At 43.4% G+C, this 14,469-nt stretch carries 13 protein-coding genes; 6 read left to right on the top strand and 7 right to left on the bottom strand.

Annotated elements, in window-relative coordinates:
• Nucleotides 1-83: 83 nt before the first annotated feature.
• Nucleotides 84-1,487, bottom strand: a complete 1,404-nt coding sequence (locus FD12_RS05090; RefSeq protein ID WP_056982026.1) for an APC family permease — start codon at nucleotides 1,485-1,487, stop codon at nucleotides 84-86.
• 192 nt (nucleotides 1,488-1,679) lie between these two features.
• Here FD12_RS05090 and FD12_RS05085 point away from each other — a divergent pair, with 192 nt between their 5' ends.
• A complete protein-coding gene (locus FD12_RS05085) occupies nucleotides 1,680-2,258 on the top strand; it encodes a TMEM175 family protein (RefSeq protein ID WP_054748326.1) in 579 nt (192 codons plus the stop codon).
• A 164-nt stretch (nucleotides 2,259-2,422) separates the two neighbouring features.
• On the opposite strand, the gene FD12_RS05080 is transcribed toward FD12_RS05085, so the two are convergent.
• Together FD12_RS05080 and FD12_RS05075 are read right to left on the bottom strand one after the other, a co-directional pair.
• Complete coding sequence (locus tag FD12_RS05080) at nucleotides 2,423-4,213, bottom strand: adenine deaminase C-terminal domain-containing protein (protein ID WP_054748327.1); 1,791 nt, start codon at nucleotides 4,211-4,213, stop codon at nucleotides 2,423-2,425.
• 32 nt (nucleotides 4,214-4,245) lie between these two features.
• On the bottom strand, nucleotides 4,246-5,598 hold the full coding sequence (locus FD12_RS05075) for an NCS2 family permease (RefSeq protein WP_056982025.1): 1,353 nt from the start codon (nucleotides 5,596-5,598) through the stop codon (nucleotides 4,246-4,248).
• 165 nt (nucleotides 5,599-5,763) lie between these two features.
• Here FD12_RS05075 and add point away from each other — a divergent pair, with 165 nt between their 5' ends.
• Nucleotides 5,764-6,780, top strand: a complete 1,017-nt coding sequence (add, locus tag FD12_RS05070) for an adenosine deaminase (RefSeq protein ID WP_056982024.1) — start codon at nucleotides 5,764-5,766, stop codon at nucleotides 6,778-6,780.
• 75 nt (nucleotides 6,781-6,855) lie between these two features.
• On the opposite strand, the gene FD12_RS05065 is transcribed toward add, so the two are convergent.
• Complete coding sequence (locus FD12_RS05065) at nucleotides 6,856-7,212, bottom strand: iron-sulfur cluster biosynthesis family protein (RefSeq protein WP_056982022.1); 357 nt, start codon at nucleotides 7,210-7,212, stop codon at nucleotides 6,856-6,858.
• Between the two features lie 123 nt (nucleotides 7,213-7,335).
• Here FD12_RS05065 and FD12_RS05060 point away from each other — a divergent pair, with 123 nt between their 5' ends.
• Nucleotides 7,336-8,292: an NADP-dependent oxidoreductase gene (locus tag FD12_RS05060; RefSeq protein WP_056982021.1), complete on the top strand. Its 957-nt coding sequence runs from the start codon at nucleotides 7,336-7,338 to the stop codon at nucleotides 8,290-8,292.
• Between the two features lie 237 nt (nucleotides 8,293-8,529).
• Here the strand turns inward: FD12_RS05060 and FD12_RS05055 are convergent, their stop codons facing one another.
• From FD12_RS05055 to FD12_RS05045, 3 genes are all read right to left on the bottom strand, one after another.
• Complete coding sequence (locus tag FD12_RS05055) at nucleotides 8,530-9,069, bottom strand: hypothetical protein (RefSeq protein WP_054748331.1); 540 nt, start codon at nucleotides 9,067-9,069, stop codon at nucleotides 8,530-8,532.
• A gap of 10 nt (nucleotides 9,070-9,079) precedes the next feature.
• Nucleotides 9,080-9,517: a hypothetical protein gene (locus FD12_RS05050; RefSeq protein ID WP_054748333.1), complete on the bottom strand. Its 438-nt coding sequence runs from the start codon at nucleotides 9,515-9,517 to the stop codon at nucleotides 9,080-9,082.
• 147 nt (nucleotides 9,518-9,664) lie between these two features.
• Nucleotides 9,665-10,678, bottom strand: a complete 1,014-nt coding sequence (locus tag FD12_RS05045; protein ID WP_056982020.1) for a lipoate--protein ligase — start codon at nucleotides 10,676-10,678, stop codon at nucleotides 9,665-9,667.
• A 654-nt stretch (nucleotides 10,679-11,332) separates the two neighbouring features.
• On the opposite strand from FD12_RS05045, the gene FD12_RS05040 reads away from it, so the two are divergent.
• The 3 genes from FD12_RS05040 (at nucleotide 11,333) to FD12_RS05025 (ending at nucleotide 14,439) form a co-directional block, all read left to right on the top strand.
• Nucleotides 11,333-11,806, top strand: a complete 474-nt coding sequence (locus FD12_RS05040; protein WP_056982019.1) for a universal stress protein — start codon at nucleotides 11,333-11,335, stop codon at nucleotides 11,804-11,806.
• Between the two features lie 219 nt (nucleotides 11,807-12,025).
• Nucleotides 12,026-12,937 (top strand): RluA family pseudouridine synthase, encoded by a 912-nt coding sequence (locus FD12_RS05030; protein ID WP_056982017.1) that lies wholly within the window; start codon nucleotides 12,026-12,028, stop codon nucleotides 12,935-12,937.
• Nucleotides 12,938-12,972: 35 nt separating this feature from the next.
• Nucleotides 12,973-14,439: an amidase family protein gene (locus tag FD12_RS05025; protein WP_054748336.1), complete on the top strand. Its 1,467-nt coding sequence runs from the start codon at nucleotides 12,973-12,975 to the stop codon at nucleotides 14,437-14,439.
• Nucleotides 14,440-14,469 lie beyond the last annotated feature (30 nt).

The raw sequence follows: 14,469 nt of genomic DNA, 5'->3' as shown, positions 1-14,469 counted from the left end.
AGCCGACCCCCAGTGAAAGCCAGAAACGGGCTTTCACTGGGGGTCGGCTTATATGAATGAGTCAAACCGCTACTTTTTGCGCTCTATGCACTTATCCGGCTATGTCTCATTCCATACCCGAAGTAAAGAATAAGGCCAAACACGAACCAAATTCCTGATGCAATCCAGGTTTCTGCTTGCAATTGTGACAGCATCACCATACATAACAAGCCAGAAACTATCGGCAATACTGGATACCAGGGAACCTGATATCCGTGGTGATTTTGAATTTCTTTATTATTTCTCAATGGGATAATCCCAAATGACACGAAGAGAAAGGCAATCAACGTGCCAATATTAACCAAGTTGGTCAATTGATCCAAGGGAACAAAGCCACCCATAAAAGCAATCACAATCGTAATCGTTATCAGGCTGTTTCTTGGACTGCCCTTTTTATCCAACTTACCAAGGAATTTTGGCAGCAACCCATCTCGACCAATCGAATAAATTAATCTTGAAGAACTGTAAGTCATTGTGACCATCATCGTAAACATTCCGGCCAACGCTCCTAGCGAAATGATACCAGCAACCCAATTCAGCTTCACAAATTGCAAGGCAAAGGCAACCGGATCCGCAACGTCCAGCTTGGTGTACGAAACCATTCCCGTTAAGACGATCGAAACGCCAACGTACAAAATGGTGGCAACAATCAACGTCCCAATAATTCCAATCGGCATGTTTCGTTTGGGATTCTTAACTTCGGCAGCTGAACTCGAAACCGCGTCAAAGCCCAAATAGGCAAAGAATACCGCAGCAGCGCCGCCCAAGACACCGCCGTGGCTGCCACCCATCCAACCGTAGGGTAAGAATGGATGCCAATTAGTTGGTTTTACATAAAAGGCGCCCACTAGAATAAATAGCAAAATAATCCCAATTTTGACAACAACAATTAAGTTGTTTAATCGAACTGACGAGCGCATCCCATGATTTAACATCCAGGAAATCAAAATAACAATAATAATTGCAATCACATTACCATAGGTTCCCTGACTCGGTACAAACGGACCGGAAATGGCCTTTGGAAAACCAATATGAAAACCGGCTAAGAACGATTGAAAGTAAGCGCCCCACGCACTAGAAACCGCCGCAACAGCCAGAACGTACTCCAAAATCAATGCCCAGCCCAATACCCAGCCGATGATCTCGCCGAACACCAGGTTTCCATATGAATAGGCACTTCCAGCAACTGGTAACGCCGAGGCAAATTCGGCGTAACACATGGCTGAAGTTGAACACACAATGGCCGCCACAATGAATGAAAGAATAATTCCCGGGCCAGCTTTGGTGGCAGCAACGGTTCCTGGCAGAATAAAGATACCAGTACCAATCACCGCCCCAATCCCTAGGGCAATCAGATCAAAAGTTGACATCGTTTTAATAAATTTTTTGTCAGTTTCAAGGTAACGATCCAATTTCTCCCGTTTAAAAATTCGTGAACCTAATGACATAATCTGTAACCTCCAGATGGAAAATTAACTCCTGATTAGAATTATTAGTCTATTTTAACTTTTCCTCATCATAAAAGTCAATTGGCTCACAGCCTTGGAAACGATTACAGACAAGCAAAGTCGTTATCTGCAAATTTCTAAGAAAAATATTGTATCCTTGTTATGTAGAGTATGCGAAAGGAGTATGACCTGATGCCTAAAAATCGACTTGAAGCGTTTACCGATGCAATCATTCCAATTATCATGACTGTCTTGGTTCTGGAACTTGGCGAACCAAAGCGTTATTCTTGGAATGGACTGTGGAATATGCACGAAGAATTACTCGCCTACGCAATTTCATTCTTTCTGCTGGCAATTGTTTGGGGCAACCACCATCATATGTTCCAAGTGGTCGAGAAAATTGACGGTCTGGTAATTTGGGCGAACACCAGCTTGATGTTCTTCTTATCATTCGTGCCATTTGCCACCGCAATTGTGAATGATGACCCCCACAGTCTGTTTGGTTCTCAGTTGTACACACTATTATTTATCTTCATCAATTTGGCATGGAACTTCTTGCGAGTCAGCCTGTTGAGGGCAAACCGCAACAGCCAGCTGTTGATTGATACCTTAAAGCATGAGCCTAAGAGCTTGATCACCTTAGCCGCGTTCGTGGCCGTTTTCTGCCTGACATACTTCTGGCATGAATTTGGGATGATCGGCACGTTCTTGGTGATGATGCTTTGGATTATGCCTTATCAAAGTATTGAAAAGGCCATGCGTCGTTTATGATGTGAAGGAGTAAAAGGCATTCACAAATGATATTTAATTGTGCGTTATTCTCCTGTCTTAAAATTCCGATTTTTTTAACAAAGAAGGGCAGCCATTCCTGAATCTGCGGAATGGTTGCCCTTCTTATATAAACTCTGAGATCAAATCAACTGTTTTGATCCTTCTTATGCATTGTCATTGCTGGTAACTTTCAAAATAGGATCGAAATATGCTAATTTTGGATAATCCACATTGCCACTGTCCGTAATTGCCAAATCCGGGATAGCGGTAATCGGCAGGAACGACAGGTAGAATAATGGGTCGGGTAAAGTGCTGCCAAGTTGTTCGGCAGCGTGTTTTAATTCAATTTCTTTTTGCGCGAGTTGAGTTGGGGTTAAATCAGCTGTAATCCCTGCGATTGGTAATTCCAGCAAAGCAACCACCTTGCCATCAACCACAACAACTTGACCGCCGCCACACTCAATCAGTGTATTGATAGCTAACGCCATATCACTGGTATTCACACCGGCAACCACCAAATTATTATCATCTGGAGAAGCGGAAGTCGCAATCGCGCCCCGTTTAAACGACCAGCCGGAAATGAAACCGTGCGACTGGTTACCATTAACGCCGTATCGTTCAATGACTGAGACGGCAGCGATATCCTTTTCAGGATCCGGAATCACAACACCATTTTTAATCGTTAATTCAATATCTTGAGCCTTACGCACAAATGGCCCAACGCTGTGAATGGTTCGAACCAATGCCGTTCCAGCAGATTGGTCAACTCGATAGTCAAAATCTGTTGGCTGCATTGGGGCGTGCTTCAGTTGACCTTGGATTTGAGCAGATCGTTTGGGTGGATTGAAGCTCATCGCTTCGGTTTGGTTTTCAGAAACCAACTGCCCCTTGCTGACGACTGTTTCAACGGTAAATGAACCAGGTTGGTCGATCAGAAGAATATCGGCATCCTTTCCTGGGGCGATTGAGCCGACCCGATCATCAATATGGTAAGCTTCGGCGCCGTTAACGGTTGCCATCTGAATGGCAGTCATTGGAGAAACGCCTGCTTTAATCGCTAATCGAACCATATGATCAAGGTGGCCATGATTTAAAATGTCCCTGGCGTTGACATCATCGGTACAGAAACTGGTATGACGCGCAACTCCGGCCGCTCCTTCTGTAATGGCACGAATATTTTCTTTTAAAAATTTAGTGACTGAAGATTCCCGAATCACCACATGGATGCCTTTACGGGCTTTTTCTAAAAATTCTTCATGAGAATAGCTTTCGTGATCAACATGAACGCCACTCATCAAAAATTGGTTTAACGCCTTGCCAGTCGCCATGGGAGAACAGCCAAAGATTGGTTTGTGATACTTTTGGGCCGTCAAGATTGCTTTGAGGGCATCAGGATCCTTCATTTCAACTGCTTCACGAACCGTTTCCCAAACACCATAGCAGTTTTCATTCGGTTGAATTGCTTCATGGTCCTTGGCAGACACGTCATAACTGATCGTTGACTTGGGGATTGTGTACGGTGTTTTGTATGGCAGCCCCCAGAATACCTTTAACGGGCTCTGATCGATTTCGGCAAAAATCTCGTCCAGGCCTTTGATGCCAATGGTTGAAATATATTCATCCAATCCAGAAACAATACTGGTCGTTCCGTGAGGCACTACTGCCTGGGCAAATCTGGTCATGCTCATCTTGCTGCATTCAACGTGGATGTGACCATCAATCATGCCCGGAACCAGGTATTTGCCAGTGGCATCAATATGCTTGGTATTTGGGCCAATGTAATCGTTGATATCCTCATCGACCGCAACAATTTTACCGTTATAAATGGCAACGTCAGCTGGATAATATTCGGCGGTGTCAACGTTCACCAACGTTCCGTGCTCAATGACTGTATCAGCGGGAATCTTGGCAGCACCAGCATCAATATATTGTTCAAGTTCTTCAATCGTCGTCATGAATTTTCTCCAGTCATTTAAGGGTTATTAACTTATGATTTAGGTACGATATTTAATACATAAAGCAACAGAATAAATATGAAGAACAGGATCCACATAATGTAATTAACTTCTTTACGACGGCCGGCAACGGTCATCAAGATTGGATATGTGAGGAAACCAAAGGCAATTCCGTAAGAAATATTATAAGTCAGTGGCATGCCAACAACGGTCAAAAATACAGGCATGGCAACTTCAAATTTGTCCCAGTGAATTTCTTTTAGCGCTGAAACCATCAAGACACCAACAATGATCAATGCTGGCGCGGTTACTTGGTCGGTCACAACCGTCAACAGTGGTGAGAATAACATACTAAATGCAAACAAGATTCCAACTGTTAATGAAGTTAACCCGGTCCGGCCACCAACAGCAATTCCGGCTGATGATTCAACGTAAGCAGCAGTTGGGGTTGTTCCCATGACGGAACCAGCCAACATTGAAATCGAATCTGACATCAATGCCCGACCAATTCGGGGCATCTTGTTATTTTTCATGATTCCAGCTTGTTGTGCCAAACCAATTAACGTACCAGCTGTATCAAAGAAGGCAACTAATAGGAAGATCAGCACAACTGCCCACATTTGCGGATCCACAATGGATGATAAATGCGTAACGCCGACGCCAAAGGTTGGTGCCATGCTTGGAGCCAGAGAAATAATATGGGTTGGCATTGCAATCAAACCAGTTACTAGGCCAAGAACGGTAGTGGCAACCAAACCAATAAAGATTGCCCCAGGCACTTTTCGAGCCATCAAGATCGCAATTACAAAGATACCAAAAATTGTTAACCAGGTTGTGGGAACCGTTAAGGAACCAATGGCAACCAAAGAAGTTTTGCTGGCAACGATGATCCCGCCACCCTGCAAGCCAACAAAGGCAATAAATATCCCAATTCCTGCGGCCATGGCGAGCTTGAGATCCTTAGGAATTGCATCAATGACAATTTCCCGGACTTTTAAGAAAGATAAGATTGTAAACAATACCGACGCAACGAAAACCCCAGCCATTGCTTTTGGCCACGGGATTCCCATCCCTAATACAACTGAAAATGTAAAGAACGCATTGTCACCCAATCCAGGGGCAATTGCAATTGGGTAATTAGCTAAGAATGCCATTAATAAACAGCCAAGAATAGAAGTTACCGCGGTAACGGTAAAAACGGCTCCTTTATTCATTCCAGCAGCACCCAGAACACTTGGATTCACGAACAAAATGTACGCCATCGAAACAAATGTTGTTAATCCGGCTAATAACTCCCGCCTAACGGTCGTATTCTGTTCAGTGAGATGAAAGGTGCGGTCCAGTAGGCCTGTGTTCACCATTGTACTGTCACTCGTCTTTTGCATAATTGCTAAAATCCCTTTCCAATAAATAATTTATGCTTCGTATTATTCCACATTTCCGTTCAAATTACAATAGCATCATTCGGATTTTATTGTATTGACGATTCTATATAATATGTTAAACTATGGATTGTAGCTAAAACACGAACATTTTTGGAGGAATACACAATGTCTACTGAAATCACCCCAGAATTTACTAAGAATCTACCAAAAGCCGAACTACACTTACATATTGAAGGAACCCTTGAGCCCGATTTAAAATTAAAATTAGCCAAGCGTAACCATATCGATATTGGCCAATCAACAATCGAAGAAGTTCAAAAAACATATCAATATGATGACTTGGCTTCATTTCTAGCTGTTTATTATCCAGCGATGAATGTCCTCCAACATGAACAGGATTTTTATGACTTAGCGTTTGCCTACCTTAAAAGAGCGGCCGCAAACAACGTCCGCCATGTAGAAATTTTCTTTGACCCCCAAGCTCATACCAGCCGGGGCATTGCATTTGAAACAGTGATTCATGGCCTTCACCGAGCAGTTGTTGACGCACGGGCATTGAACGTTGATGCGTCACTCATCATGTGCTTCCTCCGCGACTTCTCAAAAGAATCCGCTCGAAAGACTTTATTAGAAGCAATGAATTACAAGGATATGATCGTCGGTATCGGCCTTGATTCTGATGAGCACAACAATCCACCATTGAAGTTTGCTCGTCAATTTGAGGACGCAGCCGCTGCGGGCCTTCACTTGACCACCCACTGTGACATCGATCAAAAGGATTCGATTGAACATATTCGCCAAGCCCTCGAAATTATGGGCGTTGAACGGCTGGATCATGGTACCAACATTGTCGAAGACCCTGATTTGGTTGATTTCGTTGCCAAAAAGAAAATCGGGATGACCTCTTGTCCCCTTTCCAATAGTTTTGTTTCTCCTGAGATGAAAGGCAAGGAAGTTCTGGAGTTACTTTCAAAGAACGTGAAAGTTTCCATCCATTCAGATGATCCTGCGTACTTTGGTGGCTACATCAGTGATAATTACTATGCGATAGCTGATAAATTCAACCTCACCAAGGATCAAATTGTCACGCTTGCCCGCAATTCCTTTGAAACTTCTTGGATTAGCGATGAGAAAAAAGCTCTATACCTTCAACAATTAAATGATTATGTTGCCTCACATTAATCACTAGCCTATATCAAAAAAAGATTCAGACAAAGTTGGCGTAAAGCTGAACTTTGTCTGAATCTTTTTGTTTAGTTATGATGTTTTTTGGGTCGTTAGATTTTTTAAATCAACATTTCCGTCCAAAATACCGCTATCACCAGATAACTTAAATCGATTATTAACATAATCAAGCTTCATATTATCATCTAAATATCGCTTGGAATATCCCTTATAGTACCAGTCACCGACATTCGTGGTCAGCTTTGCCTGATAGTCAGATACTTGAGCATCTTGATCAACGGCAATCACATCAAAGCTAACGTCTAGTGAGCAGATACCCACTTTGGAAAAGGGGCCAACCCCATCGTCAAAGCTTAATAAAAACTTGCTGGTTGCTGGAAACACCGACATTAAATGGGTTAATGCATCATCTGTAATGGTTAATTTCATTTTATCAGCTCCTCAGTTATTAAGGTTACGCTTTTTCCAATCAAAGTCAATTAGATTGTGCACAACTTATCTGTTGGTTTTCACTTTTCCGTTTCACGGGTATAATGTGTGCGAGGTGATTAAATGACAAACTCAGATAACATGAACGCAATCGTCATCAATGAATACGGTGATGAATCAAAATTAACTGAACAGTCCATTCCAGTGCCTGATATCCACCCTGATCAAGTATTGGTGAAAGTTGTCAGCATTGGGGTCAATCCAATTGATTGGAAAACTCGCAGTGGTTTGCGCCAAGAACGCTATCCATTCAAGTTTCCGATCGTCTTAGGGCAAGAAATGGCCGGCATCGTTTCACAAGTTGGCAGCCAAGTCTCGGGATTTAAACCTGGGGATGCGGTTGTTGGTTATGGCACGCCAAGTAATCGGGGCACTTACGCAGAATTTTATGCCGTTGACGCCGATAAGCTCGCCCATAAACCAATCACGGTGTCTTTCCAAACTGCGGCTGGACTGTCCTTAGCTGGAACAACTGCTTGGGAAGCCCTGTTTGACGCCGGTCAACTCAAACGCGGCCAGACAGTCCTCATTTTGGCAGGTTCTGGTGGCGTAGGTGGGATGGCGATTCAATTGGCTAAGAATGCCGGTGCCCACGTGCTAACGACCACCAGCAGCCCAAATGTCAGTTTTGTGACTCAATTAGGCGCCGACAAGGTCATTGATTACACTCAAGCCAATTTTGCAGATCATGTCAAAAATGTTGATTTGGTGTTTGATACGCTCGGCGGTCAAAACCAGCTTGACGCATTTAAAGTCGTCAAACCAGGTGGCAGAATCATCTCGATTGTGGAGACTTTGCCCGAAACAACTGAATTAGGGAAACAACACGAGGTCTATTTTGAGAAGATCAATGCTGCCCCAAGACATGAAGTCATTTCCCAGCTAAGCGCCCAACTGGGAGCTGGTAAATTGAAGATTAAGATTGCCAAACAATTACCGTTTACCGTTGAGAATGTCCAAGCAATGCATCGACAGAGTGAGACCGGCCATGTGGTTGGTAAATTGATATTGAACGTTTAATTGTATTGAAAAAAGGATTAGCTGAAATTCAGCTAATCCTTTTCTGCGGCACTTATATTAATATAAATGGACTTCTTGGACTCCACAATCCGCTGAAGTCAGACACCACAAATCCGTGCTTAAAATGTGTCCCGCTCAAAATACCACCTTAGTCGCTTGCGCGAACAGCATAAATGCTGCGTGGTCTCTCGACTCATCGCATGTGAACAGTATGCCACATTTTCAGTGTCATTTCAATCATTTCTTAGATTTAGTCGTCTTTGCCTTCGTCGGTTTAGTCCCTTGGGGCTTATTTTCAGCCTCATGAGCAGCTTCTTCCGCCTTCTTAGCCTTATTTTCTTGAACAGCGGCCAGTTTCTCGGCGACCCACTCATTCATTGTCTTCGAATAATCCGCCAAGTGGCCAATAAAGTCATCAGCGCTAGAAACTTCATCGATTCGCAATCCCGACTGATTAACAAAAGGCGAACTAATAACCAAATAAACGTTAACCGGTAATTTGTCTTGATCGGATATCATCTTTGAAATGCGAGTTGGTTCTTGGAGTGGCAGATTAATGAGATTGGTTTCCAGCCGGATAACCGCATCTGCATCATCAATTGTCAATTCACCATACCCAAGCTTTCCAAGGTTAAGCTGCTCTTCAACAAAATCATACACTGGCTGCATGGCCTTTGCAGGATCTTTGGCAACCGTTGCCAACTTTGAACTAACCGTTTTGCCTTCAATCTTCTCATTAGTCATATCTTCAATGAAACTTGCAACATCTTTTTCCAACTATTTTCACCTACTTTTTGAAATTCTTGAGTTTCTCAGCTTGCTTTTCTCGATGGCCCTTCTGAAGAACCACCCGCATTTTATAAGCAATCATAAACCAATAAATATTGATGAAAATGCCAAAAGCACCTAGTGCAGCCATCAATAATCTAATCACAATGTTAGCCATGCTGCCATTCATCATGGTAACAACCATCCCAACCAGGCCAACGGTGTAAATTGCCACTACTGCTGCCAGCAGATAATAGCTGATCCGAACTTTCAACACAGCTAGAATAATCGTTGCGGCATAAAATGTAATCGCGATGTAAGTCACTTGAAGTGCTTCTGATATTGGAACTGATTGATGCAACTTCATAATCGGCAGGACCATCAGCCAATTCACGACTAGAAACAGCCCTAGTGAAACAATCGCCCACCAAACCACTTTTTTCTCTTCTGCTTTCATTTGATCCCCTATTCTTTCGATAACTAAAAGAAAAAGGATACAATTATGATTAATTTTATCCTTTTACTTAACAATATTAGTTTAACTTATTTGGTAACGTTAGGAAAGCAAAGTTGAGAAAACTTTAACAGATTGCATTTGAGCGGATTAATCCAGTAACATGTTTACAATATCCTGCTTTGGAATACCCGTGAAGTACTGATCGGTATCAATCCCACTGAAGGCATCTTCAATATCCTGACGTTCATATCGCACGCCTTTGAGCTTATCAGCCACTTCGCCTGCATCCTGAGGGCCAAAGAAATCACCATAGAACTTAATGTTGGTAATTTTACCATCATCTACCTGCAATCGGGCATCGATGGTTCCGTTCGTAAAGTGCTGGCGTTTTTTAACGGTAAATTCAGGTGAATTACCATATACCCAATTCCAATTATTATAATAATCATCAAAAATCTTATCGATACCGTCTTGATCTTTGTCGGTCAACTGGTATTCCTTATCCTTGATCTGAGCGAGGTCATCCACATGGAACAACTCTTTTAACAAGCGATCACGGAACTCTGGGGTCGTTAAGTTTTGATACTTTGCGGCCAGATAGGGCTTCAAGTTGGTTACTCTGGACCGCACTGATTTAATTCCTTTAGACTTGATCTTATCCTCTGGGACATCCAATGCTTTTGGAATCACAGAAAGGTCAACGTCAAGCATCAATGTCCCGTGAGAGAATGTTTTGCCGTTCTTGGTATACATGGCATTCCCGGAGAACTTCTTGCCATCGACTAAGATATCGTTTCGACCACTGACTTCAGCAGTGGTTGCCCCCATGTCATGCAACGCGTCAACGATTGGTTGAACGAATGATTTAAAGTCACCAAATTCTTCACTGTCACTATCAACCACAAAGCTAAAGCACAGATTCCCGAGGTCTTGGTAGACCGCGCCCCCGCCAGAAAGCCGACGGGTCACGATAATGCCATGTTCATCAACATATTTTTTATTAATTTCTTCAAGAGTGTTCTGATTACGACCAACAATGATACATGGACCTTCAATGTAAAATAGCAGCAACGGCTCATCAAATTCAATTTCATTCATTAGATACTGTTCAGTGGCAAGGTTGCGCCGAATATCGTTTGACTTCATGACGTAATAATACATATTCAAAAACCCTCTTTTCATTTTATGACTCATAAGAATGGTAGCACCAACCGTAAGCGATTACAATCACATGCAAGCCCTTTACTATTTTAAGCTACCTTCTTCAAGCAGAAGTCTGCATGTAAGCACCACTGCGAAAAATTCCAGAACCGGGAATTTCCCACGGCGGCGACTTACACTCCGACTTCTAACTGATTTACTTAGCTCACTTCTCTTAGGACAGCTGCGCAAAGCAGAAACTTACACCTAGCACCTTTTTCAAAAATCCCAAATCCGGGGATTTCTGAAAAAGGAGACTTAGACTCCAGTTTCTAACCGCTTTACTCCGCTCACTTCTCTTAGGACAGCTCCTCCAGGCAGCAACCTACACGTAAGCACCACAATCAAAAATTCCCAAAACCGGAATTTCTGCTTGCGGAGACTTACGCTCCGGTTGCTAACCGCCTGGATCCGCACACTTGTTTTAGGACAGCTCCTCTAGGCAGAAATTTCCACATAAGCACCTCAATCGTAAATCCTCAGAACCAGGATTTACGATTGAGGAAACTTATGTTCCAATTTCTAAGCGCCTAGCTCCGCTCACTTTTTTGCTTACAATTCCACCTGAGAATGTTATAGTTTAGATGGAAGCAAATCGATTATGGGGTGATGAACATGCAAGAACAAAATTATCAGAACGTCTTAGTACCAGTTGATGGTTCAGCTGTTACTGAAAATGTGCTTCAGCGTGCAATTGAAGTAGCCAAAGTTAACAACGCTCATTTAGATATCCTGAACATCTTGGAAGTTAACCAATTTAACCAGACTTATGGGAGTGCCGTAAGCGGCGACGTCGTTTTCAAGTTAACTGAAAATACAGAAAACAAACTCAAAGAATTGAAAAAACAGGCTGAGGACGCCGGCGTTAAAGACGTGGATATCCATATTCGATTTGGAAATCCAAAGCCAATTATTGCCCGCGAATTTCCCACTGATCATAACACTGATGTGATCGTGATGGGATCAACCGGGTTAAGTGCCGTTGAACGATTAATTATCGGTTCAGTCACCAGCTATGTCACTCGAACATCAAAGTGTGACGTCTTGATTGTACGATCAAAGAATCAAAAGAAACAAGCCAGCAAATAAATGAGTATCAGAACTGGGACAGCTATTGATTTCTAACCAGTACCCTTTTGCTTGGATCATTGCTGATATTTGGATTGGGCTGTACCAAACAACTGATCCCAGCCATATATATAGAAAGAACCAACTATTCCAACAAATCCGGAATAATTGGTTCTTTTCATTAAATTCTAGGATCAAAACGCCGCTTGCCCCAGCCTTTTTGTTTAGAAGAGGAAAACCATGAGTCATAAAAAATATTGGACCTTTAAGCAAACCGTTCCCCCAGTTATGAACGGTCAAGCTCTCAAAACATTATTAAGTGATTATTGGCAATTGCCCAAACATCTTGTTTATAGCATCCGCCACGCTGAACGGGTGCTGGTTAATGGCGAGTATTTACCCGTCAATTTCCCGGTTAATGCTGGCGATCAAATTCAGCTCACTTTTACACCAGCCGATTTTGCCAATCCATTTCCTCACGTTCAACCAGATTCAGCTGCCAGCGTTGAAATTGTCTATGAAGACGCCAACTTGCTTGTCGTCAATAAACACCGGGGAGATAAAACGCATCCCAATCAGCCTGGGGAAATTGGCGCGACAATCAATCATTTAGCAGCTTACCTGCAGACCAAAGAAACCGTGCCCTACATAATTCACCGATTGGACCAGCAAACCAGTGGAGCCATTCTCTTTGCAAAAAATCCCGTGGTGGTGCCTATCTTGGTCGCGAACATCCGCGAAAAGACGATTAAGCGGACGTATTTGGCATGGGTGGAAGGAACCGGGCTTCCATCCAAAGGAACTATTAATCTCCCGATCGGCCGTGATCCCGACGATCAACGAAAGCGAAAAGTTGGTGGTCCAGGTAGTGCTCGGGCGATCACCCACTATCACCTCATCAAACAATTGGGCGATTACTCAATGGTCCAAATTCAGCTAGAAACCGGGCGCACTCACCAGATTCGCGTCCATTTTGAGGCGCTTGGTCACCCCTTGGTCGGAGATCCGCTGTATAATGCAAATGATGGCAGTACTGGCTTGATGTTACACTCGTGGCAAGTTGAACTACCACTTCCATTTACGAAAGAACTTAAAACAATCGTTGCACCCATCCCACAAGATTTCATTGATTTTGAAACTCATTTGGCTTAATTGAGTCGCGCTAACAACGCAGAAAGGAGTCGCAAATGGCAAATGCTGATTTATCAAACTATTCCGCAACTGATTTGTCAAAGATGATCCGAGCTGGGCAACTCGATCGACTGGATTTGGTCAATCAACTAATCAACACTATTAGTGCAGATAATGATCGTTTAAATGCGGTTACCAGTATCTGGCCGGATCGAGCCCGAAAGATGGCAACCCAGTTCCATGATACTGGCCAAAAGTTCGCGGGGATTCCGATCCTGTTGAAAGGTCTCGGCCAATATTTCAAAGATGAACCGGATACGGGGAGTTCTGAACTATTGAGGGACCACAAGGCAACCCTGACAAACAATTTTGTCAAATCGTTAATTAACGCCGGCTTAATCCCAGTTGGGGCCACCAACGCGCCCGAATTTGGCTTTAAGAATGTTACTGACTCCAAGCTTTATGGGAATGCCCACAATCCTTGGAATACTGATTTTCAACCCGGGGGCTCTTCTGGTGGCTCGGCTGCAGCCGTTGGGGCAAACTGGCTGCCAATCGCTGCTGGCAATGATGGTGGCGGTTCTATTCGAATTCCATCTTCATTTTCTGGAACCATTGGCTTGAAGCCAACCCGAGGGAGAGTGCCCACTGGTCCGATTGAATGGCGAGGCTGGCAGGGTGCTTCGATCAATTTTGCAATTACGAGAACGATCACCGATACCGCTAATTTATTAGACGCGTTAACAACGGTTCAAATGGCTGCCCCTTTTCAAGTCCCTAAACCAGCTCAACCATTTGCTGAGTCAATCAACCAATTACCGAAAAATTTACACATTGCCTACTCCACTCAATCACCGGTTGGAACACCGGTCTCCGATGAAGCAGAGCAAGCCGTTTTAAATGCTGTTAAATTCCTCCGAGCCGCTGGTTTCAGTGTGGAAAGTGCTGACGCTCCGATCGACGGCATTGAGTTAATGAAGAGCTATTATGTGATGAATGCGGGCGAAACGGCCACCCTATTCGATAACATGCACTTGTCGGACGAAACAATTAAACAGAATGTTGAACCATTGACTTGGGCATTGGCTGTCACTGGCCGTTCAATCACGGCTGTTCAATATAGTCAAGCATTGAGCTTCTGGGATAATGTTGCCAGTGATCTGGACGAATTCCAACAGGCGTTTGATTTATACCTGACACCGACAACAGCCCACCAAGCCCCTCGAATTGATCAGCAACTGGTTTCTGACGAAAATATGGCCAAAATGAAAGCAATTGAAAGCTACAGTCCTGCAGAGCAGCTTCAGATCATTTGGGATCAATGGCTACCCGCACTGACCTTATCGCCATTCACTCAATTAGCCAACATTTCCGGTGAACCAGCAATTAGTTTGCCAACCTATGTCGGGAAAAACGGCTTGCCGTTAGGAATTCAGTTCATGGCCCGAAAAGGTCGAGAAGACTTGCTCCTTCAAGTTGGGAAACTATTTGAGGACCAACAACAATTCAAGCTGAAGCATTAGTAAAAAGCGTGATTTCTTTAAATATACAGC

It is taken from the genome of Lentilactobacillus rapi DSM 19907 = JCM 15042 (genome assembly GCF_001436255.1).
Lineage (GTDB): Bacteria > Bacillota > Bacilli > Lactobacillales > Lactobacillaceae > Lentilactobacillus > Lentilactobacillus rapi.
The sequence above is the reverse complement of the archived record's forward strand: the minus strand, read 5'-3'. Positions and strand labels throughout refer to the sequence as shown.